Origin of the sequence: Acetivibrio saccincola (assembly GCF_002844395.1) — a bacterium.
Classification (GTDB): Bacteria; Bacillota; Clostridia; order Acetivibrionales; family Acetivibrionaceae; genus Herbivorax; species Herbivorax saccincola.
The window spans coordinates 2,195,261-2,219,830 of sequence record NZ_CP025197.1 but is presented as its reverse complement, the minus strand read 5'-3'; the positions used below and the strand labels follow the sequence as shown (position 1 = coordinate 2,219,830).

Annotated in this window: 23 protein-coding genes and 1 pseudogene; 21 read left to right on the top strand and 3 right to left on the bottom strand. The window is 34.9% G+C overall.

Annotated features, from left to right (window positions below; translation table 11 throughout):
- The first annotated feature begins 99 nt into the window (after window positions 1-99).
- From HVS_RS16570 to HVS_RS09885, 14 genes and pseudogenes are all read left to right on the top strand, one after another.
- Entirely contained in the window at window positions 100-1,656 is a 1,557-nt protein-coding gene (locus tag HVS_RS16570) for a coiled-coil domain-containing protein (protein ID WP_159063443.1), read from the top strand.
- 215 nt (window positions 1,657-1,871) lie between these two features.
- Entirely contained in the window at window positions 1,872-2,957 is a 1,086-nt protein-coding gene (locus tag HVS_RS09940; protein ID WP_101301843.1) for a tetratricopeptide repeat-containing glycosyltransferase family 2 protein, read from the top strand.
- Window positions 2,954-3,622: pseudogene (locus HVS_RS17840) on the top strand (glycosyltransferase family protein); the annotation flags it as partial. The gene HVS_RS09940 and the pseudogene HVS_RS17840, both read left to right, overlap by 4 nt.
- Window positions 3,623-4,327: 705 nt before the next feature.
- Window positions 4,328-5,653, top strand: a complete 1,326-nt coding sequence (locus tag HVS_RS17835; RefSeq protein WP_235827777.1) for a nucleotide sugar dehydrogenase — start codon at window positions 4,328-4,330, stop codon at window positions 5,651-5,653.
- Between the two features lie 284 nt (window positions 5,654-5,937).
- Entirely contained in the window at window positions 5,938-8,106 is a 2,169-nt protein-coding gene (locus HVS_RS09930; RefSeq protein WP_101301841.1) for a sodium-translocating pyrophosphatase, read from the top strand.
- A 196-nt stretch (window positions 8,107-8,302) separates the two neighbouring features.
- Window positions 8,303-9,826 carry a sodium:solute symporter family protein gene (locus HVS_RS09925; RefSeq protein WP_101301839.1) on the top strand — a complete coding sequence of 508 codons (1,524 nt, stop codon included), beginning with the start codon at window positions 8,303-8,305 and terminating at the stop codon, window positions 9,824-9,826.
- Window positions 9,827-9,941: 115 nt separating this feature from the next.
- Entirely contained in the window at window positions 9,942-11,246 is a 1,305-nt protein-coding gene (locus HVS_RS09920) for a phenylacetate--CoA ligase family protein (RefSeq protein WP_101301837.1), read from the top strand.
- Window positions 11,247-11,282: 36 nt separating this feature from the next.
- A complete protein-coding gene (locus HVS_RS09915) occupies window positions 11,283-11,714 on the top strand; it encodes an ACT domain-containing protein (RefSeq protein ID WP_101301835.1) in 432 nt (143 codons plus the stop codon).
- Between the two features lie 156 nt (window positions 11,715-11,870).
- Window positions 11,871-12,086, top strand: a complete 216-nt coding sequence (locus tag HVS_RS09910; RefSeq protein ID WP_101301833.1) for a PLDc N-terminal domain-containing protein — start codon at window positions 11,871-11,873, stop codon at window positions 12,084-12,086.
- On the top strand, window positions 12,079-12,369 hold the full coding sequence (locus HVS_RS09905) for an ATP-binding cassette domain-containing protein (protein ID WP_101301831.1): 291 nt from the start codon (window positions 12,079-12,081) through the stop codon (window positions 12,367-12,369). Before HVS_RS09910 ends, HVS_RS09905 begins: the two co-directional genes overlap by 8 nt.
- Window positions 12,285-12,896 carry a hypothetical protein gene (locus HVS_RS09900; protein WP_159063442.1) on the top strand — a complete coding sequence of 204 codons (612 nt, stop codon included), beginning with the start codon at window positions 12,285-12,287 and terminating at the stop codon, window positions 12,894-12,896. The genes HVS_RS09905 and HVS_RS09900 overlap by 85 nt, the downstream gene beginning before the upstream one ends.
- Before the next feature lie 29 nt (window positions 12,897-12,925).
- Window positions 12,926-13,459, top strand: coding sequence for a sigma-70 family RNA polymerase sigma factor (locus tag HVS_RS09895; protein ID WP_235827681.1), 534 nt, complete (start codon window positions 12,926-12,928; stop codon window positions 13,457-13,459).
- 43 nt (window positions 13,460-13,502) lie between these two features.
- Entirely contained in the window at window positions 13,503-13,931 is a 429-nt protein-coding gene (locus HVS_RS09890; RefSeq protein ID WP_101301827.1) for a hypothetical protein, read from the top strand.
- Entirely contained in the window at window positions 13,931-14,206 is a 276-nt protein-coding gene (locus HVS_RS09885; protein ID WP_101301825.1) for a zinc ribbon domain-containing protein, read from the top strand. Before HVS_RS09890 ends, HVS_RS09885 begins: the two co-directional genes overlap by 1 nt.
- A 52-nt stretch (window positions 14,207-14,258) precedes the next feature.
- Here the strand turns inward: HVS_RS09885 and HVS_RS09880 are convergent, their stop codons facing one another.
- Together HVS_RS09880 and HVS_RS09875 are read right to left on the bottom strand one after the other, a co-directional pair.
- A complete protein-coding gene (locus HVS_RS09880; RefSeq protein ID WP_101301823.1) occupies window positions 14,259-14,831 on the bottom strand; it encodes an ABC transporter permease subunit in 573 nt (190 codons plus the stop codon).
- Between the two features lie 185 nt (window positions 14,832-15,016).
- Complete coding sequence (locus HVS_RS09875) at window positions 15,017-15,460, bottom strand: ATP-binding cassette domain-containing protein (RefSeq protein WP_101301821.1); 444 nt, start codon at window positions 15,458-15,460, stop codon at window positions 15,017-15,019.
- A gap of 250 nt (window positions 15,461-15,710) precedes the next feature.
- On the opposite strand from HVS_RS09875, the gene HVS_RS09870 reads away from it, so the two are divergent.
- Both HVS_RS09870 and HVS_RS09865 read left to right on the top strand, forming a co-directional pair.
- The gene (locus HVS_RS09870) at window positions 15,711-16,277 is read left to right on the top strand and encodes a TetR/AcrR family transcriptional regulator (RefSeq protein WP_101301818.1); all 567 of its coding nucleotides are present in this window, start codon (window positions 15,711-15,713) and stop codon (window positions 16,275-16,277) included.
- 132 nt (window positions 16,278-16,409) lie between these two features.
- The gene (locus HVS_RS09865) at window positions 16,410-17,708 is read left to right on the top strand and encodes a replication-associated recombination protein A (RefSeq protein ID WP_101301816.1); all 1,299 of its coding nucleotides are present in this window, start codon (window positions 16,410-16,412) and stop codon (window positions 17,706-17,708) included.
- Window positions 17,709-17,849: 141 nt separating this feature from the next.
- Here HVS_RS09865 and HVS_RS16565 read toward each other — a convergent pair whose 3' ends face one another.
- Window positions 17,850-19,241 carry a DUF4183 domain-containing protein gene (locus HVS_RS16565; protein ID WP_159063441.1) on the bottom strand — a complete coding sequence of 464 codons (1,392 nt, stop codon included), beginning with the start codon at window positions 19,239-19,241 and terminating at the stop codon, window positions 17,850-17,852.
- 192 nt (window positions 19,242-19,433) lie between these two features.
- On the opposite strand from HVS_RS16565, the gene HVS_RS09850 reads away from it, so the two are divergent.
- The 5 genes from HVS_RS09850 to HVS_RS09830 all read left to right on the top strand — a co-directional run bounded on the left by HVS_RS09850 (window position 19,434) and on the right by HVS_RS09830 (window position 24,562).
- Window positions 19,434-20,444: an NAD-dependent 4,6-dehydratase LegB gene (locus HVS_RS09850; protein WP_101301813.1), complete on the top strand. Its 1,011-nt coding sequence runs from the start codon at window positions 19,434-19,436 to the stop codon at window positions 20,442-20,444.
- Window positions 20,441-21,631 (top strand): LegC family aminotransferase, encoded by a 1,191-nt coding sequence (locus tag HVS_RS09845; protein WP_101301811.1) that lies wholly within the window; start codon window positions 20,441-20,443, stop codon window positions 21,629-21,631. The genes HVS_RS09850 and HVS_RS09845 overlap by 4 nt, the downstream gene beginning before the upstream one ends.
- Entirely contained in the window at window positions 21,618-22,769 is a 1,152-nt protein-coding gene (gene neuC, locus HVS_RS09840) for a UDP-N-acetylglucosamine 2-epimerase (RefSeq protein WP_101301809.1), read from the top strand. Before HVS_RS09845 ends, neuC begins: the two co-directional genes overlap by 14 nt.
- 93 nt (window positions 22,770-22,862) lie before the next feature.
- Window positions 22,863-23,945 carry an N-acetylneuraminate synthase gene (neuB, locus tag HVS_RS09835; protein ID WP_101301804.1) on the top strand — a complete coding sequence of 361 codons (1,083 nt, stop codon included), beginning with the start codon at window positions 22,863-22,865 and terminating at the stop codon, window positions 23,943-23,945.
- On the top strand, window positions 23,942-24,562 hold the full coding sequence (locus tag HVS_RS09830) for an acetyltransferase (protein ID WP_101301802.1): 621 nt from the start codon (window positions 23,942-23,944) through the stop codon (window positions 24,560-24,562). Before neuB ends, HVS_RS09830 begins: the two co-directional genes overlap by 4 nt.
- The last annotated feature ends 8 nt before the right edge of the window (window positions 24,563-24,570 follow it).

Sequence of the window (24,570 nt, the reverse complement as noted above, 5' to 3'; positions counted from 1 at the left end):
TATATTGCTGTGAAAATTTTATAATACAGTAACACATAGAGTTTACATAACATAATATAGTAATAGATACTAGTTTGTGTTTGCGGAGGTGGATATTTTATGGACAAAAATAAGTCTGACAAATCAAATAGCCATCGTAATTTTTGGACTGAAATGTCAGTAGATGGCTGTGGTAAATGTGAAAAGTGTAACCCAAAGTACAAAAAAGATAAGAAGTGTGACAAAGATATTATTAATTATATTTGTTCTATACTTGAGCAGCAAAAGGAAAATTTGAAGAACACAGAGAAAATTTTGAAGTTGCTCACTAGCTCTAAATATGGATTGAAGGAAATAAAAGAAGAAGTATCAGACATAGAGGAAGCGGTGCTAAGTCCAACATTTGGTTTAGAAGAAATAAAGACAGAAATAGCGATAATAGAAGAGGCAATATTAAGTCCGACTTTTGGTCTGGCAGAAATAAAGTCAGAAGTTGCTGCGATAGAGGAAGTATTACTAGGTGCGACTTTTAATGTAGGTGCCATAGCAGCAGCAGTGTTAAGTCCAACTTTTGGTTTAGAAGAAATAAAGACAGAAATAGCGATAATAGAAGAGGCAATATTAAGTCCGACTTTTGGTCTGGCAGAAATAAAGTCAGAAGTTGCTGCGATAGAGGAAGTATTACTAGGTGCGACTTTTAATGTAGGTGCCATAGCAGCAGCAGTGTTAAGTCCAACCTTTGGTTTAGAGGAGATAAAAACAGAAGTAGCAGCAATAGAGGAGGCAGTGCTAAGTGCGACCTTTGGCTTGGCAGAGATAAAAACAGAAGTAGCAGCGATAGAGGAGGCAGTGTTAAGCCCAACCTTTGGTTTAGCAGAGATAAAGACAGAAGTAGCAGTAATAGAAGAGGCAGTATTAAGTCCAACCTATGGCTTGGCAGAGATAAAAACAGAAGTAGCAGCAATAGAGGCGGCATTACTAAGCCCAACCTTTGGTTTAGCAGAGATAAAGACAGAAGTAGCAGCAATAGAGGCGGCAGTGTTAAGTGCGACCTTTGGCTTAGAGGAGATAAAAACAGAAGTAGCAGCAATAGAGGCGGCAGTGCTAAGTGCGACCTTTGGCTTGGCAGAGATAAAGACAGAAGTAGCAGCAATAGAGGCAGCAGTGTTAAGCCCGACCTTTGGTTTAGCAGAAATAAAAACAGAAGTAGCAGCGATAGAAGCGGCATTACTAAGCCCAACCTTTGGCTTGGAAGAAATAAAAACTGAGATAGTCCAGATACTTGATACTCTAGCCGGCGGTGAAAATTTTACAACAGGAGCATTTGTAGTAGATACCACTGCTAACAGTGTCCTTGTAAATGTACTGAACAGAACTGCAGAAGAAGTGGAAGTAACAGTTACCCGGTTTGTCTTTGATGCCGCTGGAGGAATAGTTGATACTACTAGTGATACTTTAACCATACCTGCTGATGAAACGGCAACGACTGTATTTTCTGTAGATGCTTCTGACCCGGATACGGCACGAGTTGAAATTCAGTTTCAAGGACTGGTTGATGGGGTTTATGGCTGGGTAGGTGCTAGAACAGAAGATGAAAATGCTGATCTGGCTCCATCCACCTTTATTCCTTCAAATATATTTAGCAACCAGAATCTTTCGCCATTATTAACACCATAATAAATGTAATTTATCACAGGAATATAGCTTTTTACAGGAAATTAGTTTATTATGGGTCCATTTCTTTTAAAGAAATGGGCTTATTTTTGTATAAAAATATTTAAAAAAATAAGATTGTTTTTTACATTTAGGTGTTATAATCACAAGTTTAATGATACAACATATATTGGTATTATGTAGAGAATTAAATATTTTGAATTTATTGGAGTGGTTTTATGATTACAATCAGTTTGTGCATGATTGTAAAAAATGAAGAGGATGTTATTGGAAGGTGTCTTGACTGTGTAAAGGACATTGTGGATGAAATAATTATTGTGGATACTGGCTCAACTGACAGGACAAAGGAAATTGTATCAGCTTATACATCCAATATTTACAATTTTGAATGGATTGATGATTTTTCAGCAGCAAGAAATTATTCCTTTTCTAAAGCCACAAAGGATTACATTATGTGGCTGGATGCAGACGATGTTTTACTTCCGGAAGATATTATAAAGTTAAAAAATTTAAAAGAAAATCTTTCCCCTTCCGTTGATGTGGTTATGATGAAGTATAACCTTGGCGTAAAAGAAGATGGAAGCCCTGTTTGTACCTATTATAGGGAAAGACTTTTAAAAAGATCAAAGGGATTTAAATGGATAGGAAATGTACATGAATGCATAGAAGTAAAAGGGAAAATTGTTACTTCAGACATTGCTGTTACTCACAAAAAAAAGAAAGTACCAACTTCCAGAAATTTAGATATATTTGAGAAATTAATAAAGAAGGGAAAAAAATTAAGTCACAGGGAGTTATTTTATTATGCCAGGGAATTGCACAAAAATGGTAGAAGTGACGAAGCCATTAAATATTATAAGAAATTTTTAGATAAAGAAGGTGGTTTACTTTCAAATTATGTAGATGCATGTATCGATTTGTACAATATCTATAAAAAAAGAGAAGAAAACAAAAAAGCATTAAAAAGCCTTTTGAGAAGTTTTGAGCATGGTGCCCCCAGAGCAGAAATATGCTGTATGATAGGTTTTTATTTTAAAGAACAAAAGGATTATGCCAATGCAATTTTTTGGTTTAAATTGGCATACAACATTGAAAAACCCAAAATAAGCTGGGGTTCAATATTGCATGATTTTTATGATTATATACCGTGTATAGAACTTTGTTATTGTTATTTTAAAACAGGTAACATAAAAGAGGCAATTAAATATAATAGTATAGCGGAAAAAATAAGACCAGGTGATAAATTGGTTATGCATAATAAAAAGTTTTTCGAAGATATTTTGAAAAAAGTGGTGATAAAATGAGTGGTGAGTGTGTAAAAAGAAAAAAAGTCCTTTTTATAGCATATGTGTTTCCACCTATTAGTGGATCCGGAGTGCAAAGAAGCTTAAAATTTATCAAATATTTAAGAAATTATGGCTGGGAGCCGGTTGTAGTTACGGTAGGTGATACTAAAGCAGCTTTTTTTGATGAAACACTTTTTTCAGATATTCCCGAAGGAATAGAAATTATACGGATAAACAGACCTGGTATAATTGATGATTTTTATGTAAATGAGCTTTTCAATGTCTATTCAAAAATAGTACCTGTAAATATTTTAAATGAATATATTTCAATTATAAATAAATACAAGCTTATAAATTTAAACTGGCTGCTTCTTCCCGATGTTCATATACCGTGGGCAAATGAAGTTATAAAGGAGATTCACAAATATTGTAATTTTGATGAAATAGATTTGATTTATTCAACATCAGGACCCTATTCAGATCATATTATAGGATACTATTTAAAGAAAGAATATAATAAACCCTGGGTAGCTGATTTCAGGGATGAGTGGACAAATAATCCTATGATTAAACCAAATAAAAAAAATATAGTTTATATTGTATTGCGGGAAATGGAAAAGAAAATTGTGGAATTTGCAGATAAAATTATAACAACTACCGATGGTGCTGCTTCTAATTACAAAAAAATATTTAACTTAAAAGATGATAAGGTAGTTACAATAACTAATGGTTATGATGAAGAAGATTTTAAAGAAATATCATTGGGAAAAAATAAAAGCAATAATAAAGACAATGAAAAAGATCAAAATAAAAGATTTACCATAATACATAATGGTGTCTTGTATGGAAACCGTTCTCCAATACCTTTTATAAATGTTATAAAAAATTTGGTTGATGGAAATAAAATATCTAAAGATAAAATAGTTGTTTATTTTGCTTACACGGATAAAGATGAAGAATACAAAGCGTATATTAAGGAGCGGGGATTAGAAGAATGCATTCAGTTTAGCGGCTATTTAAGTCATAAGGAAAGTCTTAAAAAGGCAAGTAATGCTGATTTGTTATTGCTGATAATAGGCGAGGAGGAAAAATGGAAAACCGTTCATGCAGGGAAAGTTTTTGAGTACTTGAGGTTGTGTAAGCCAATAATGGGTTTGTCTCCTAAAGGAAGTGTTACAGAAGAACTGCTCACAGAGACAGGTAGGGGAAAGAATTTTGATTTTAGTGATTATGAAGGCATGGAAAGTTACATATTAGAAATATATGAAAAATGGCAAGAAGATAAATTAAATGCTTGTATATTAAAAGACTACAAAATAAATGAAGATATTATAAAGTTTGAGAGAAAAAACCTTACAAAAAAACTTGCTGATGTTTTTAATGAATTAATTCACCATAAGAAGTTTTTAGAATCTATTAAGAATAAAATTAAAGAGAAAAAAGCCATAATAGGCATTATCGGGCTAGGTTATGTAGGACTTCCCCTTGCACTGACTTTTGCAGAATCAGGGTATAGAGTAATTGGATTTGATAAAGATGAAAAAAAGATTGTAAAAATAAATGAAGAAAAAGTAAGTTATATAAAGCATATACATGACAGCAGGGTTAAAAACAGTGTAGAAAATGGCCGCCTTTTTGCAACTTCCGATTTGTCAAAAGTAGAAAATTTAGATGCTATAATACTTTGTCTTCCTACACCACTTAATAAATACAGGGAACCCGATTTGTCTTTTGTTATAAATTCAGTGAACGGTATATTGCCATTTTTAAAAAAGGGACAGTTAATAAGTTTAGAAAGCACCACTTATCCTGGTACAACAGAGGAAGAAATTATTCCAAAGATAGAAAAGAGAGGCTTTAAAATCGGCAAAGACTTTTTTGTAGTATATTCTCCTGAAAGGGAGGATCCGGGGAATTTGAATTTTACAACAAAAACTGTTCCAAAGGTTGTAGGAGGGGCTACAAAAACATGTTTAGAAATTGGAGTCAGCCTATATGAAAGCGTAATTGAAGAGGTAGTACCGGTAAATTCCCTTAAGGCTGCAGAATTGACAAAATTATTAGAAAATATTTATAGAGCAGTAAATATAGGACTTGTTAATGAAATGAAAATTGTAGCCGATAAAATGGGTATAGATATTTGGGAAGTGATAAAGGCCGCCTCTACAAAGCCTTTTGGTTTTACACCTTTTTATCCAGGACCCGGACTTGGCGGTCACTGTATTCCAATTGATCCTTTTTATCTTACATGGAAAGCAAAGGAGTATGGAATTTGTACAAAGTTTATTGAATTGGCGGGGGAAGTTAATACTATGATGCCTTTCTGGGTTGTTGATAAAGTAGTTGAAGGTTTGAATAATAGTGAAAAGTCTTTGAAGAATTCTAATATATTGGTTTTAGGACTTTCATATAAAAAAAATATAGACGATACAAGGGAATCGCCATCTGTAGAATTAATAAAGATATTAAAGTCTAAAGGTGCCAATGTTTTTTTCAGTGACCCATATATTAAAAAGTTTCCAAAAAAGAGGAAATGTTTTTTTGACTTAGAATCTATAGAAATAACGGCAGAAAACTTAGAAAAAATGGACTGTGTCCTTATAAGTACAGACCATGATGCATTTGATTTTGATTTTATATTAAGGCATAGTAAACTAATAGTAGATACAAGGGGTGTATACAGAGGAAGTTACGAAAATGTTATAAAAGCATGACTTAATAATCTTATATGAAATTCAATATCATGTTAAATTTTACAGAAAAAACACTTGAAATATTTTTAATTTTGTTTTATGATATTTTTATGCAAAAGTCACGGCTATTTACTCAATATGACTTTTTACTCAATTTAGGGGAGAATTCATATTTTACTTACTAAAGCTTTCTACATCTTTTGGCAAATGAGCAGCTACGGTTGTTATAAATATGTGCTTTTTTCATAACTACTCTATGCAAAAGGTTAGTGCTTTTGCATAAAATTTTATATGGAGGTCAAAAAATGTCATTTGTAAGTTTAGTTATTATTGCTACTGTTTTGGCTTTGTCTTTTGCTGCATTTAACTTTGTAAAAGTAAAGAAACTGGACGAAGGCACTGACAAGATGAAGGAAATTGCAGGTGCAATACGTCTTGGTGCAAACACATTTATTAACTATGAGTACAGGGTTTTATATACCGTGGTTTTAATTGTGGCTGTGATTATGGCTATAACAACTAGTTTGTATTCCGCTGTTGCTTTGATTATCGGTTCCATTATGAGTGGAAGTGCCGGTATGATTGGTATGAAAATTGCTACATATGCCAATGTACGTGTTTCAAATGAAGCCCGTAAAACAAAAGATATAGGGAAAACAGTTAAAGTAGCCTTGTCTGGTGGTTCTGTTATGGGACTATGTGTGGCGGGTTTTGCTCTTTTAGGGCTTATTATTGTCTATATTGTTTTTGGTATAGCTATGGGTCAGTTGAATAATACCGAACTGGTTACCAACTGGATGGGTGTTTCGTTTATACCTTTTGCCATGACTCTTTCAGGCTATGCCCTTGGTTGTTCTATGGTGGCAATGTTTAACCGTGTAGGCGGTGGTATTTATACCAAGGCCGCAGATATGGGAGCTGACCTGGTAGGTAAAACTGAAGCCCATATTCCAGAGGACGATCCCCGTAATCCTGCTACTATAGCAGATAATGTGGGGGACAATGTAGGTGATGTAGCAGGTTTAGGTTCAGATTTGTTGGAAAGCTTTGTAGGTGCTGTTGTTTCATCTATGATTTTAGCATATTATTTAATTCTTTCTGCTCAGTTTAGAGGTGCCAGTGTTCCGGAGGGATTACTGTCAAAGATGATTTTATTCCCTGTAGCATTTGTTTCCGGAGGATTGATTGCCTGCTGTTTAGGTTTAGCAACAGTATTATTTAAGTCTAAGATGTCTGAGAATCCCCATAAGGATTTGAATCTGGCTACTTATATTTCAGCAGGTTTAACCATTGTATCAGGTTTAGCATTGTCTAAACTATTATTTGGCGGCTTTTCTGATCTAAGCGTTGTAAGTTTTTCCCTCGGTTGGGTTTCGCCTTGGATTGCCGCTGCTATTGGTGTGGCAGCAGGAGTTATCATTGGTGCTATTGCTGAGTATTATACTTCTTCAGACTATAAGCCTACTCAAAACTTAGCCCATACATCTTTAGAAGGACCTGCATTGACAATTACTCAGGGGATGGCAGTGGGTATGAAGTCATGTATGGCTCCATGTGTGGTTTTAGGCGCAGGTATTATTATTTCCTATTATGTTTCTGGTATGTTTGGTGTTGCCATGGCTGCAGCAGGTATGCTGTCATTTGTTGCTACAACGGTATCTGTAGATACCTATGGTCCTATTTCTGATAATGCCGGGGGTATTTCAGAAATGTCAGGGTTAGACCACGAAGTCCGCCGCATTACAGATACCCTTGATTCAGTTGGTAACACTACAGCTGCAATAGGTAAAGGATTTGCCATTGGTTCCGGTGCATTGGCAGCTTTAGCTTTGATGATTTCTTACCTCTATTCTTATAATGAAATTGGTACTGATTTGATACTGAATATAGTTGATCCTATGATTCTGGCCGGTGCAATTGCAGGTGGGGCTTTGCCATTTCTCTTTTCGGGAATGCTCATTGAAGCTGTCTCAAAAGCTGCCCGCAAAATGGTTGATGAAGTCCGCCGTCAGTTTAAAGAGATCCCTGGTATTTTGGAAGGTAAAAATAAACCTGACTACAAGACATGTATTGAAATTTCAACTAAAGGGGCTATAGGAGAAATGAAGGTACCATCCCTAATGGCAATAGGAGTGCCGGTATTGTGCGGTTTTATATTCGGTCCTGAATTTGTCGGAGGTTTAATTATTGGCTGTACTATATCTGCTATTATGATTGCCATATTTGCCGGCAATGCTGGTGGTGCTTGGGACAACGGTAAAAAATATATTGAATCCGGTGCTATAGAAGGTTCAGAGAAAGGCTCTCCTGCCCACGAGGCTGCTGTTATAGGTGATACCGTTGGGGATCCTTTGAAGGATACTGTTGGTCCTTGCTTGGACATATTCATTAAAATTATGTCAACTGTATCTTTGGTTGCAGTCTCTGTATTTAGTAAATATAACTTGTGGGATTTGATTCAAAGATTATTCTGAAGCACAAAAATTAAAACATAAATAATAAAATGAAAAAATAGAATGGAATAAATAAAGATATAATTATTAATAATTATATCTTTATTTATTTTAGTTTTTATTGTAGAATAGACTTATAATCAAAAAGGTTTGTAGCAATGAAGTCAGGCAGTATGGTAGGTATTAGAATTTTAAAGTTTTGAGAGGACGGTAGGATATGGATTTAGTAATTAAGCTTATTTTTCTTGGACTTTTTGCTGCTATTATGATAGGCACTGGAATTTACAGCAGAAGGAAAGTAAAGAATGTACAGGATTTTTTATTTGGCGGAAGAAAAATGGGGCCTTGGATTAGTGCTTTTTCTTATGGGACTGCTTATTTTTCAGCAGTTATTTTTATTGGTTATGCAGGAAGGATTGGCTGGCAACATGGTATTTCAGCTACCTGGATAGGTATAGCTAATGCAGTTGTTGGAAGTCTTTTGGCCTGGCTTGTTCTTGCAAAGAGAACCCGAAAAATGACTCACGAATTAAAGGCTTCTACAATGCCGGAATTTTTTGAAAAAAGATATGACAGCAGGGCAATTAAAATTGTTACATCAATAATTATATTTTTCTTTTTAGTGCCTTACTCAGCTTCAGTGTATCAGGGACTAAGCTATCTTTTTACTACAACAATAGGAGAGCCTCTGGGAATTTCATTTAATATGTGTATGCTTGCCATGGCTGTACTTACAGGAATTTATCTTCTCTTAGGCGGATATGTTGCAACTGCAATAAATGATTTTATACAAGGAATTATAATGATAATAGGTCTTTTGATGATGGTTTTCTTTGTTGTTAATCATCCTAATGTTGGAGGACTTGGTGAAGGGCTTTCAAAGCTGGCAGCCATTCCTGAAGTGGGAGACGGGCTAACAAAGGTATTTGGACCAAACCCTGTAAATCTTATATCACTTATTGTTCTTACCAGTGTAGGAACCTGGGGGCTTCCCCAGATGGTGCATAAATTTTATGCAATACGTGATGAAGATGCAATTAAGAAGGGTACAATTGTATCCACTGTTTTTGCATTTTTAATTGCAGGAGGAGCTTATTTTGTAGGGGTTTTTGGAAGGTTATTTGTTGACAGTTCAGAAATAATGGTAAATGGAAGGTTAAATCTTGATAATGTTGTACCCATTATGCTTGAAAGAGCTTTGCCCAGCTACTTAATGGGAATAATTATTGTACTGGTTCTTTCTGCTTCCATGTCAACCCTCGCAGCACTAGTGCTTGTATCAAGTTCTTCCATTTCCTTAGACTTAATAAAAGGGACTTTATTTAAAAATATGGAAGACAAAAAAGTTATGATAATTATGAGGCTTTTATGTGCAGTGTTTGTTGCATTGTCATATATTGTTGCCACAACACCAAGTGCTATTTTAACTTTGATGTCTTTTTCATGGGGAACGGTTGCAGGTTCTTTCTTAGCTCCATTCCTATATGGTTTGTATTGGAAGGGAACTACTAAAGCAGGTGCCTGGGCAGGTATAATAACCGGATTTTCCGTTTCAGTAGGCGGGGCAATTGTTTTAAAAATGAATGCGGCATATGCGCCTACTATCGGTGGCATTGCAATGTTAGCCTCTTTAATTGCGGTTCCTGTGGTAAGCTTAATTACCAGGAAGTTTTCAAAGGAACATATAGAAAGCATATTTAAATATAAAGAGGTAGAACAAAGATTAGATATAGGAGCTTAGAACTATATAAGAAAGTATTATATTAAAAATATAAAGTATTATATAAAAATATGTAGTAAGAAAATATCTTAAATAAATAGAGGCTTATGCAATAAATTTTAGAGGGGGTAAAAACATGGAATACTGGAATCCGGCATACGAATGTATGTCAAGGGAAGAGATGACAAGGGTTCAAACGGAAAGGCTTATAGACACTGTTAAGAGAGTCTTTCACAATGTTCCTCATTATAGGCGAAAGATGCAGGAAAAAGGTATCGAGCCAGGGGATATAAAGTCTTTGGAAGATTTAAAAAAATTGCCTTTTACGTACAAACAAGATTTAAGAGACACATACCCATATGGGCTTTTTGCAAAACCGCTTAGTGAAATAGTGAGAATTCATGCATCTTCTGGAACTACCGGGAAACAAACGGTTGTAGGATATACAAGAAAGGATATTGATACCTGGGCGGAAGTTATGGCAAGAACTTTGTATTGTGCAGGTGCCAATATGAACTCATTTATCCAGGTGGCTTATGGCTATGGTCTTTTTACAGGAGGTCTTGGAGTTCATTACGGAGCGGAAAGAATAGGTGCTTCCGTTATTCCTATATCAGGAGGAAATACAAAAAGGCAAATTCAAATTATGAAGGATTTTGGAACTACCATTTTAGCATGTACACCGTCCTATGCTTTATTTATAGCTGAGGTAATGGAGGAAATGGGAATTAAAAAAGAAGAACTACAGCTTGAAGCAGGGGTATTTGGTGCAGAACCATGGTCTGACAGTATGAGAAAAGAAATTGAAGAAAGGCTTGGAATACTTGCTATTGATATTTATGGTTTGAGTGAAATAATCGGACCGGGTGTTGCCAGTGAGTGTAAGTATAAATGTGGGCTTCATATACAAGAGGACCATTTTATTCCTGAAATTATAGATCCTGTGACAGAAGAAGTACTTCCACCAGGCTCAAAAGGAGAAATTGTATTTACCACAATTACAAAAGAAGGTCTGCCACTTATAAGATACAGAACAAGGGATATTTCCTCTTTAAATTATGAAAAATGTGAATGTGGAAGAACTATTGTCAGAATGAGCAAGGTATCAGGCAGAACAGATGATATGCTTATAATAAGAGGAGTGAATGTGTTCCCGTCCCAGATTGAAAGTGTGCTTTTAGAAATTGGGGAAACAGCACCCCACTATCTATTAATAGTTGACAGGGAAGGCACCCTTGACACCTTAGAAGTATGGGTTGAAATGACTCAAAATATGTTCTCAGATGAAGTTAAAAGAATTGAAGAAATTGAGAAGAGAATACGTGGGGAAATAGAAACTACATTGGGAATCAGTGCAAAAGTTAAATTAGTTGAACCTAAGACAATTGAAAGAAGTGAAGGGAAGGCAAAGCGTGTAATAGATAAGAGACCTAATAGATAACAGAAAGATGTAAAATAACTTCCGGGAGGGATGGTTATGGATGTAAAGCAAATATCAGTTTTTTTAGAAAACAAGTCTGGAAGGCTTGCTGAAGTTACAAAAATTCTCGGGGAAAACAATATTGACATCAGTGCACTATCCATAGCAGACACTACGGATTTTGGGATTTTAAGGCTTATTGTAAATGACCCGGATAAGGCAGAAAAGGTATTAAAGGAAAATGGATTTACTGTGAGCTCTACAAATGTTATAGCTATTGGTGTTGAAGATAAGCCGGGAGGACTTTCAAAAGCACTGGAAATATTAGATGCACAATCCATAGGTATAGAATATATGTATGCTTTTGTGGGCAAAAAATCCGATGAGGCACTTGTTTTATTGAGGGTGGAAAACTCTTCTAAAGCTGTGGAGATACTTACAAAGGGTGGAATACAAGTGCTTTCATCTGACAAGGTGTATAAGCTGTAGTTTTATGAAAGTATTAAATTTAATAATTGAAATAAATGTATCAGGTGGAGTTTTTACTTCACCTGTTTTTTTATTTACATAAAAATATTTTTATAAAAGAATGAACTTTTTTAGTTTTTTTAAGTCATATTATCAAATAAAAAAAGGAGTGAAATTATGTTTGATAATATGACAAATTTAGAAATTCTAAAGCTTTTTCTACCGCTTATTATACTTCAAGTGGGACTTGTATTATACTGTATTATAGACATTCTTAAAAAGGGAGTTGGAAATTTAAATAAAGTTTTGTGGATTATTATAGTGCTTTTTGTAAATACGCTGGGCCCTGTAATTTATCTTGCAGTGGGAAGAAAGAGGTGGGAAGATGATTAAAGTAAAAAACCTCTTTAAAAATTACGGCAGGTATAATGTACTAAAAGGTGTAAATATAGAGGTGAGAGAAGGTGAGGTATACGGCTTTATTGGGGAAAACGGGGCGGGAAAGTCAACTACTTTTAGACGAGCCGTCTTCAGCTCTAGACCCACAGGGAAGAAAGGATGTTGTGGAAATAATAAGGTCAGATGCAGGGAGTGGACTTTAGCGCACTTATTGAGCTTTCCCAAAAAGCGGCTATGGAAAACTATACAAAAGACCTTTTTCAGATTAGTACTTTAATAATTGTACTTTCCCTTATGGGTATAATGTCTAATGAACTAAAAGATAAAACATTAACCATTCCTGTTTCAATGGGATGCAGCATAAAAGGTGTTATAGGCGGCAAAATGCTGGTGTATGGATTATATTTGATGGTTTTAAATGTTGCAGGTATGGTAATAGCATACTGTTATTCAGGCATAATATTTGGATTTACCCATGGAAGTTTTTTGGCAGCGGTTATTTCAGGTTTTATATATGGTGTTTTCTTTATTTTTGTTTTGAGCCTGCTGTTTTTGTTTAGTGCCTTTTTAAAAAAATCATTTGCTGCAGCAATGGCCACACTGGTTTTAACATATTTTATACCATTTTTAAAATTTAGCCAAAAGACATGGGGTATTTTGCCTGGAAAGCTTTTAGAAGAAGCCAATCATTTTAAATTTTTGCCTTCAAAAGAGATGATAGTACCGTTAATTTTTACCGTTTTTCTTATTGTTTTGTTTAGTGTGATTGCAACAGAAAAATTCAAAAAAGCAGAATTTGTGTGACGGCGATGAAGAGAAAGGGGAATATTCTTTTGAGTAAAAAAGCACTTAGTGAGAAGGCACTTATAGAAAAGGCTCAATCAGGAGATAAAAAATCTCTTGAAGTGCTGCTTTATGACAATTATAAAATAGTATACGGGTATCTTTTGAAGCTTACCATGAATGAAGAGATTACAAAGGATATAACCCAGGAAGTTATGGTTAAGGCTATTTTGAATATAAAAAAGTTTAAAGGCAATTCAAAATTTTCAACCTGGCTTATTTCCATTGCCTCAAACATATATAAAGATATGCTTAAAAAAGATAAAAAGGTAAGCAGGGTAGATATTGAAAAAACATTAATCAAAAATACCCAAAGTTTGGAAGATGATATTATAAACAAGGATACGGTAAAAAGAATTGGGGAAGTGCTTTTAAAGCTGCCTGAAGAAAAGAGGATGGTATTTATTTTAAAAAACCATTTTAACTATTCATATAAAGAAATCAGCAAGATACTAAAATGTCCCATTGGGACGGTGCGTTCAAGACTTCATTATTGTATAAAAAAGATAAGGGATTTTATATAAAGACTGACCATTGGTATAGGACAAAAAGGGAAGGGGTTTTAATATGTTTAATAAACATGAAAAAATGCAAAAACGCATTTTAGATGCCTTTTATGGAGAAAAAGAATTAACTGAAGAATTAAAAAATCATATTGGCAATTGTAAAGATTGTTCTGCTTTTTGGGAGAGTATGAATTTATTAAAGGAACATGCGGAAGATGAGCCGTCCATAAAGGGTGAAGATATTGAAGCTTATGAAAGAATAATAGCAGAAGCTTTCAGGGAAGCTGAAAAAATAAAAGAGAAAAATAAAAATATAAGGGACTATATTGTTTTTATTTTAGTTTCAGTAATTTTCTTATCTTCTGCAGGAATGTTTGCATATATGGGATACGGAAAGGTTATTTTAACGGTACAAATTTTTATTATCATGTTTGTGCCCATTTTAGTGCCCTTTTTCATAAAGCACAGGCTTTCAAAGGAGGTGGAGTAATGACACCAACAAAAATTCCGGTATATTTATGGTTTCTTTTAGCAGCGGTTCTTTTTATACAGGCTTCATGGATTTTTTTAGATGCGTCAAAAAGAGGAGAAAACAAGTGGCTTTGGGGGATTTTTGGCCTTTTAAATACACCGGGAAATCTTATTATTTATTTAATTGTGACAAGGTTAATTCAAAAACATCAACCCTGTAAGGCTTGCGGAAAAAATATAAGAAGAAACTATTTATACTGTCCCTATTGCGGGGAAAGGCATAAAAATGACTAAGTATTAGAAAAAAATAAGGAAGGTAAAATAAATACCTTCCTTAAATGTACCTCTAAATTGGTAAATCACGCTTGTTAAATGTTAATATACCTCCGGTATAGAGAATGACTGCAATAACGGTAAATATAAACATTGCGATATATGAAAAACTGCTTCCCTCAATAAGCTTATTTGGATTGAAAAGAGTATATAGTGATAAGTTTTTAAGCCAGCTGAATTTTTCCCCTGCATTTCCTAGCATCTGGAGGACTAAAAAAGTAACAGGAACACCCACTCCTATGCTAAGGCTTAATTTGCTTTCGTTTGCTATACAGGATGCAAAAAAGCCAATGCCTCCTATTGCATAGTACATGAGAAGGGCATATATATTCAGCATAATGAATTTGCCTGTTTCCAAAAGCCCCGGAAACATCACCTCAGAAACAACAATTGCAAAGGAAGTTGTTACAATGAAAAAGAGGGTTATGGAAGCTAACCCGGATACGGCCTGGGTAAAGGCAATTTTTACCCGTGAATTGGGAGTGGAAAGCAAATAGGCCATACTCCCCTTGTCAACATGGGATGCGATTATACGGTGGTTGATGACATTTGTTTTTATATTTACTTTAAATAAACTCCATGACATTTAGTTTTCCTCCTTGTTGTAATAACGTATAAAAATTTCTTCCAATGTCTTTGAGGATGTTTCTAAATCCTTAACATTACATTTAGAAAGGGTTTCAAATAGTTTTTTAAACTCATCACTTATAAATATCTCAAGTCTGTTTTCATCAATTGTTTTAAATTCTAAACCGCCGGATTTGATTTTTTCTATATCCTCATCACTTGATACGGTGACAAAATAACTTTTCTTTGTTTCATTCCCTTTGACATTTTACGGATTTTGCGATTGGCTTCCAATTCAAAAAAACCAATAAGGTAGTCCCTTCTTTTGGAACAGTCCATGCCCCGCATATCAGATATGAAATTTATAAATTGAATACCTGTCATATTATCAAAAAAAGCTGTTTCGCCAGGGATGTAGCCTAGAATTTTTTGAATCCGGGAAGCTTCTTTGCGGCAGTCCATTCCGTTAATGCTGCAGCTTCCCTTTGTGGGGTTTGTAAAGCCTAAAAGATTTCTGATTGTGGTGGTTTTTCCTGCACCGTTAGGGCCTAAAAATCCAAACACTTCGCCTTTTTCCACTTTAAAATTAATATCAAAAACGCCTTTTCCGTTGGAATAAATTTTTGAGAGATCTTTTACTTCTATCACTGCATCAACTCCTTTAAGCTTTTCTAAGAAACTACAGGTTTTGGCTTATTCTTTGAAAAAATTTTCTTTTAAACATGCCGGTTAATTTTTATATGATATAAGAATACAGCAAAATAAAAAGAATGAACTTTTTACTTTAATAAGTTCATATTACACTTTTGCCGCTATTTTGTCAATAGAATTTTGAACTTTATCATTGAATTAGTTCAAAAACTTTGGTATTATAAGATATGCCGGAGGTAAGTAAAGTATGAACGGGTTTGATAAACGCAGGGAAGAGAAAATGAAATGCATTATAGATGCAGCCTTTGAATTGTTTAATGATTATGGGATAAACAATGTGAAAATCACGGATATAGCAAAAAGAGCTAATGTTTCAAAGGTTACTATATATAATTATTTTGAAAGTAAAGAAGGCCTTGTAAGACAGGTGTTTTTTTGTTTTGCAGATAAGCAGCTGGAAAAGGTAAAAAAACTTGTTGATAGTAAATTAACATTTAAAGAAAAGCTTGAGGAGTTTTATAATATAAAAATGAAGGCTGCAGAAATGCTAAGTGAGAAGTTTGTTAATTCCGTTATAAACTCTTATTCTATTGTGCGTGAATATATGGGAAATTATTATGAAGAAAAATTAAAACCTGTTTTTATGTCTCTTATTGCCCAGGGTAAAGAGGAAGGGGACATTGACAAGGGACTTTCAAATGAAGCTATTTTAATGTATATTGAAGCTTTTAAGGATGTTTTATCAAAGCCTATGGATGCAAACTTAAGGACTGATTTAGGAAAATTATTTTATTTCGGTTTTAAAGGAAAATGAAGCATGTGGAAAACTTATGTTTATAGTAACGATTTCTACCAGTAAATTAATTTAAAAAACCTGAAGTGTGTGGAAAATTTTAAAAGAGAATAAAAATTACAGTAGAAAAAAGATTCGGAGAGGATGTTTCTTATGACAGGGAAAAAAGTGCCCCTTGCCCATAGAATGAAGCCTAAGACATTGGAAGAGTTTTTTGGGCAGGAGGAAATAGTGGGAGAGGGAAAGCCCTTATACAGGATGATAAAAGCTGACAGGATAAAATCAATTATATTTTATGGTCCGCCGGGTACGGGGAAGACTTCCCTTGCAAGGATTATTGCAAATATGACAAAATCCAAATTTGAAAAGTTAAATGCCGTTACATCGGGAGTTTCTGATATAAAGAGAATTGTTGCCGATACCCAAAACCCTATTTTTAACCCAAGCGGGAGGACGGTATTATTTATTGACGAGATACACAGGTTTAACAAAGCCCAGCAGGATGCATTGCTGCCCTTTGTGGAAGACGGCACAATAATTCTTATAGGAGCTACGACTGAGAATCCGTATTTTGAAGTGAACAAAGCCTTGATTTCCAGGTCTTCTGTTTTTATGTTAAAGCCATTGGGAAAAGAAGCTATTATAAATATAGTAAAAAATGCTTTAAAAGATAAGGAGCGGGGCTTGGGAAATCTTGATATCCTCATAGATGATGATGCTTTGGATTTTCTTTCAGAAGCGTCAGGCGGTGATGCAAGAATTGCATTAAATGCCGTTGAGCTTGCTGTTTTGACATCTGATTTAGATGCCGATGGAAAGTATCACATTGATATAAACCTAATCCAGGAATGTGTTGGAAAAAAGGCTGTAAGGTTTGATAAGTCAGGGGAAGACCATTATGATAATATCAGTGCATTTATTAAATCCATGAGGGGAAGCGACCCTGATGCTGCTGTATTTTACCTTGCAAGGGCACTTTATGCAGGAGAAGATATTATGTTTTTGGCAAGGAGGATAATAATATGTGCAGCTGAAGATGTGGGTATGGCAAATCCCATGGCACTTCAAATTGCCGTTTCAGCAGCCCAGGCCGTCCATATGGTTGGTATGCCGGAGGCAAGGATAATACTTTCACAGGCGGCTATAGCCGTTGCCACAAGTCCTAAGTCAAATGCAGCATATGTGGCAATAAATAAGGCTTTGCATGATGTGGAAAATAAAAGAACCGGTGAAGTTCCTATGCATCTTAGGAATGCACCGATAAAGGGTATGAAGGATTTAGGGTATGGAAAAGGGTATAAATATGCCCATGATTATGAAGGCAATGTAGTGGATCAGGAGTATTTGCCTGAGGAAATGAGGGGTACAATTTATTATAATCCTACGGAAAACGGATATGAAGCAAGGATAAAAGAGTGGCTGTCAAAGAGAAGGAAAAATAACGCTAAATAAAGAAAAACGACACAATACAAACCAAACCAGATAGACAAAAGTAGATAAAGGATACCAGAAAAAAGTTATTAGATAAACGATACTAAATAAATGATACTAAATAGATACTAAATAGGAAAATACGATGGGGAATTTCAAAAACTAGCTATATAACGTAATAAACTGTAAAGTAATGGGGACCCCTTTTATTGGAGTGTCCTTTGTTTTTAAAATGAGAAGACCTTTTTTAACAGTATAGTTGGTTTCAGGCTGAAGCACCCCGTTTATAAAGAGGTTGTAATAAGACACAAGATTGGGTTCTAGTATCCCCTTATTGCCGTAGCAGGTAATCTCATCCCTGTTTGTGTATACTTTCTTTGTGGTGGAAAAGGTGTTATATTGATAGGACTCTGCTTTTAAAATTCTGCTTTTTTTATCTTTAAGTGTTATAAATTCAACGGTTATGTAAGCCCCTTTTTTGGGAATATCTTTGGTTTTTAATATTAAAAGCCCATTTTTTAAGATATAATTTACTTTAGGCTGCATTATACCGTTAATGAATAAATTATAAAAAGACACTTCTTCAGGATTTAGTATTCCCCTATTGCCGCATGTGCAAAGTTCATCCTTATTTGTAAACACTCTTTTTAATCCGTCAGAAAGGGTGTTGTAATAATAGGTTTCACTCTTTATGAGAGTGCCGTCAATATTTTTAAATGTAACAAAAGGTATTATTATGGGGGAATTTTTTATTGGTATATTTTTGGTATTAAGAGTTAAAAGCCCTTCTTTAATTTTATAATTTGTTTCAGGCTGCAGCACCCCATTGACAAAGAGACTGTAAAAGGAAACTTTTTGAGGGTTTAGAATTCCTTTGTTTCCGTACTCTTTTAGTTCATCAGCATTTGTATATATTTTTTTATTCCCGTCTGATAAAGCATTATACTGGTATACATCTGCCTTTAGCCTTATTTTGTCACATTTAAGTGAGATTTTATTTTTAAAAAATACAGAGTCAAAAACCCTGTCGGCACTGATGCATACCAGGTTAATATCTGAAAAATTTAAATTATTTATGTATTCTTTATTTATATATTCTTTATAAATTATAAAATAATTGTATGAATTTTTTGTCTTTATTTCAGGAACTAAAATATCCACTTTAGATAATGCTTTTACCAATGTTTTTATTTTAATTATAATTTTATGTTCTTCATTTTCTAAATAGTCAAAATCAAATTTACATTCAAAATCTTCCACTTCAAAATATAGCTTGGTAGGAGGTGGGGCATGAAGATACAAATGTTTAATCTGACTGAATTGTATTGGCAATGAATAAATTTTGTCATCTTGCCAAATTGCAACGTAACCTTTAACAAGAACGGTAATCTTATATATTTCCGCCGTTTTTCCGGATTTTAAAAGCATTTGTTTTTCAGGACAGATTTTCCGGCAAAAAAGTTCTTTGTAGCAAATAGCACCGGATGCATATGGATTTAATTTATTGCCGTCTTTATCTGTAAGAAAACAGTTGATGGACTCAAAGGTTGACATAAATTTCACTCCGAAAAAGATTAAAAATAAATTTCATGTTTAAGTATGTGTTTCATTCATTAAAAGTATATCCGGTTTCATATGTTTACTTATTATATGTATTATATGTTTTTATCTGGGTTTAAGTTACCGGTTCTATTAAAAGGTTTTCTTAAATAAAATTTTATTATAGCAATGTTTTGGAGTGATAAAATGAATTTAAAAAATAAAAAAATACTGGTTACAGGGGCAGATGGATTTATAGGGTCTCACCTGGTTGAAAACTTAGTTTTAGAAGGCTATGATGTCAGGGCATTTGTCTACTATAATTCATTTAATTCATGGGGATGGATTGATTATTTTCCAAAAGAAATAAAAAAAAGTTTAGAGATATTTGAAGGAGATATAAGGGATTCTTATTTGGTAAAAAGGGCAATGAAAGGCTGCCAGGTTGTTTTTAATTTGGCGGCGTTGGTTTCTGTCCCGTATTCATATAAAGCACCGAAATTATACATGGATACAAATATAGGAGGACTTTTGAACATTTTAGAAGGGGCAAGGGAGCTTAACACCGAGCGGATTGTCCACACTTCCACCAGTGAAGTTTATGGCACCGCCAAGATTGTGCCTATTTCTGAAACTCATCCTTTAAAAGGCCAGTCTCCTTATGCTGCGTCAAAAACCGGTGCAGACCAGATGGCGCTGGCCTTTTATAATTCTTTTGATATTCCCGTCTCCATAATAAGGCCTTTTAATACTTACGGTCCAAGGCAGTCAGCCAGAGCCGTTATTCCCACAATAATAACGCAAATTGCAGAAGGGGAGAGAAAAATAAAGCTTGGAGCTTTAGAACCCACCAGGGATTTTAATTATGTAAAGGATGTTGTTTGCGGGTTTATTAAGGTAGCAATGTGCGATGAAGCCGTGGGGGATGTGGTTAATATAGGAAGCGGCTATGAAATTTCCATAGGAGATACCGGGAAAATGATTGCAGAAATTATGGGGAAAGAAGTGGAATTTCAGCTGGACAGGGAGCGTTTAAGGCCTTCAAAAAGCGAGGTAAAGCGGCTGGTTGCAGATATTTCCAAAGCGAAAAAGCTTTTAGGTTTTACCCCTTTGTATGGGGGTAAAGAAGGGTTTAGAAAAGGGCTGAAAGAGACGGTAAATTGGTTTTCAAATAAGGAAAATTTAAAATTATATAAATCATACAGGTATAATCTATGAGGGAAGATTTAATTATTTCAAATGTAATTTCTGCTTTAAAGAGTGTTTTAAAACACGATGAAAATAAACCAATTGCCCTAAGCCAGCCCTGGTTTAATGGAAATGAATGGAAATACGTTAAATCCTGTATCGATGAAGGCTGGGTTTCTTCTTCAGGTGAATATGTTGACAGGTTTGAGGCTAATTTAGCGGAGTTTACAGGAGTTAAACACGCAGTAGCTGTTGTCAACGGGACGGCAGCTTTACATATATCGTTGCTGCTTTCAGGTGTAAAGCAGGGAGATGAGGTGCTTATACCGGCACTTACATTTGTGGCAGGGGCAAATGCAATATGCTATTTAAAGGCTGTACCCCATTTTATAGACAGTGATGATAAAAGTCTTGGGGTTGATGCAAATAAGCTCTGCAGTTACTTAAAAGATACAGCCTATATGAAAGGGAATGTTTGCTACAATAAAAAAACCCAAAGACCTATCCGGGCTGTTATAGCCGTCCATACCTTTGGACATCCTGCGGATTTAGATGCCCTTTTGGAGGTGTGCAGAAAATTTAATTTGGAATTAATAGAAGACTGTGCACAAGGGCTGGGTTCCTATTACAAAAATATACATGTGGGAAATTTTGGCAAAGTCTCCGCCTTTAGTTTTAACGGGAACAAAATTATAACTACCGGAGGAGGGGGAGCAGTGGTTACCAATAGTTTAGAGGTGGCAAAAATTGCAAAACACATTACAAAAACTGCAAAAATCCCCCATCCATGGTTTTTTATACACGATAGTATAGGGTATAACTACAGAATGCCCAATATTAATGCTGCACTAGGCTGTGCCCAGCTGGAAAACATAGAAAAATTTCTAAAAAATAAAAGGGCACTTGCAAAAAAGTATCAGGAAGCTTTTGAAAATTTAGAAGGTGTAAGTTTTTTTAAAGAGCCTGAATATGCAAAAAGCAACTATTGGCTAAATACAATTATACTTAATGAAGAGTATTCATTTATAAGGGATTTACTTCTTGTAAAAACAAATTCCCAAAAAATAGGCACAAGGCCTCCTTGGATGCTTTTAAATAAACTTCCCATGTTTAGGGACTGTCCTTCCATGGATTTAAAAACATCAGAATATTTGGAAAAATCCATTATAAATATACCAAGCAGTACTTTTTTAGGAGAAGGCTATGTCAAAGAGTAAAATTTGTGTTGTTACAGGCACCAGGGCAGAATACGGGCTTTTGTACCCTGTAATTAAGGCTATTTCTGAAGATGAAGATTTGCACTTACAGCTGATTGCAACGGGAATGCACTTATCCCATGAGTTTGGTTTGACTTTCAGGGAAATAGAAAAAGACGGGTTTTATATAGATAAAAAAATAGAAATGCTTCTTTCCAGTGATACCCCTGTAGGAACCGTTAAGGCAATGGGGCTTGGGCTAATCGGGTTTGCAGATGCATACTCTGAATTAAAGCCTGATTTATTGGTTGTACTAGGTGACCGGTTTGAGATACTGGCGGCGTGTCAGGCTGCATTAATATTTAAAATACCCATTGCACATATAGGGGGAGGGGATACAACTGAAGGTGCTTTTGATGAAAGCATAAGGCACAGCATAACAAAGATGTCCCACCTGCATTTTGTAACCAATGAAAAAGCCTACATGAGGGTGGTGCAGATGGGGGAAAAAAAAGAAAATGTGTACAATGTGGGAAGTCCCGGGATAGACGTTATTTTAAATACAAAGCTTTTGGCAAAAGAAGCCCTTGAAAAGGAACTTAATTTAAAATTTCATGAAAAAAATTTGCTTATTACTTACCATCCGGAAACTTTAAGCGGTGTACCTTCCTGTCAAAATGTAAAGGAGCTTTTATATGCGTTGGATGGTTTAGGTGAAAATACCGGGCTTATATTTACAAAATCCAATGCAGACCCGGAAGGCCGGGAGATAATAAACTTAGTGGAAGAGTTTGTTAAAGAACATCCCAATGCCTATATTTATCATTCTTTAGGGAGAAAAGTATATTTAAGCGTTATGACACATGTGGATGCGGTGGTGGGGAATTCTTCAAGCGGGCTGTATGAAGCGCCGTCTTTTAAAAAGCCTACGGTAAACATAGGTGATAGGCAAAAGGGAAGACTTATGGCTTCATCGGTTATAAACTGTGCCCCTGAAAGAGGTGAGATATTAAAAGCCATAAAAAAGGCATTTGTAATGGACTGCTCTGATACTGTAAATCCTTATGGGGACGGAAAAAGTTCTAAAAGAATAGTGAAAGTAATAAAATCAATTAAAGAATATAAAGCGCTTTTAAAAAAACGTTTTTATGACTTTTAGGAAATTGTAATTTAAAAGGATAATAAAATATTTTAGAATATTGAAAATTTTAAAATATTGACAAAAATTTTTAAAATAAAGGTGTTGGTTTTTATGGATAAAAAGAGAGTTTATATTATAGCAGAGGCAGGGGTTAATCACAACGGGGATGTAAACATGGCAAAAGAGCTTATTGATGTGGCAAAAAGTGCAGGGGTGGATGGGGTGAAATTTCAGTCATACATAGCAGAACATATGGTTTTGCCCTATGCAGATAAAGCTTTTTATCAAAGGAAGGAAAAAAGTAAAAGCCAGTTGGAAATGCTAAAGGGTTTGGAATTAAGCAAAGAAGAACAATTGGAAATAAAGGAGTATGCAGTAAAAAATAAAATTGATTTTATATCCTCCCCTTTTGATTTGGAAAGTCTTAATTTTTTGGTGGAAGTATTAAATTTGCCGGTAATAAAAATTCCATCCGGTGAAATTACAAATGCGCCTTTAATTCTAAAGGCTGCCATGTCAGGCAGGAAACTTATTATATCAACGGGTATGGCTACACTAGGAGAGATAGAAGATGCCCTCGGGGTTGCCGCATTCGGGTATAAAAAGAGATCCAGTGATGTTGTTTTTCACGGGAGTGATTTTAAAAAAGCCTATTATTCAAAAGAAGGGCAGCAGCTCTTAGAAAAAAACGTTGCACTTTTACACTGCATTAGCAGTTATCCTCCCCCCTTTAATGAAATAAATTTAAAGGCAATAAAGACTTTAAAAAGATGCTTTGGGGTTGTTACAGGGTATTCAGACCATACGGAAGGGACGGCGGTGGCGGTGGCAGCTGTTGCCTTAGGTGCAAAAATTATAGAAAAACACATAACCCTTGACAAAAACCTTCCGGGACCTGACCACAAAATTTCCTTAGAGCCTCATGAGCTTTGCCGGATGGTAAAAGAAATACGCCAGGTGGAAAGTGCTATTGGGGAAAGCTATAAAAAACCTGCCATGTCGGAAGAAGAAAATATCAGGCTTATGAGAAAAAGCATTGTTGCAGCACGGGATATAAAAAAGGGGGAATTTTTCATACATGAAAACCTGACCATGAAAAGACCCCAAAACGGCATATCACCTATGAAATTATGGGAAATCACAGGCAGGAGGGCAACAAGGGATTATAAAAAAGATGAGGTGATTTTAAAGTGAAAATTGCCGTTTTTGGCGCAGGGGGGTTGGCAAAAGAAATACTGGATATAGTAGTGAATTTAAAATTTGAAAATATAGTTTTTATTGATAATAAATTTTACGGCTTTATATGGGATTATCCAATAGTAAATGAAAAAGAGACTTATTTTCTTGCAAAGGAAAATTATAAATTTGTTATTGGAATAGGGGATACCAAGATACGTAAGAAAATAAAAGAAAAGTTTAGTGATATTGAATATATAAATCTCATACACCCTTTTGCAGTGCTTGGCTACAAGCAAAGGGAGGAGGTGGAAAGGAAAAAGGGCAATGTTATATTTGCGGGAGTTAAAATCTCCAACAGCGTAAAAGTCGGCAACTTCGGGATTTACTATTACAACTCTACAGTAGGCCATGACTGTATAATAGAAGACTTTGTAACAATTTGCCCGGGGGCTAACATATCAGGAAACGTTAAGGTTTGCGAAGGGGCTTTTATTGGTGCAAATGCATGTGTACTGCAGGGGGATTTAGCCAATAAAAAAATAATCGGCAGAAATTCCGTTGTGGGTGCAGGGGCGGTAGTAACAAAAAATGTTGCTGAAAATATAATGGTAAAAGGGATTCCTGCAAAATAACAAATTGA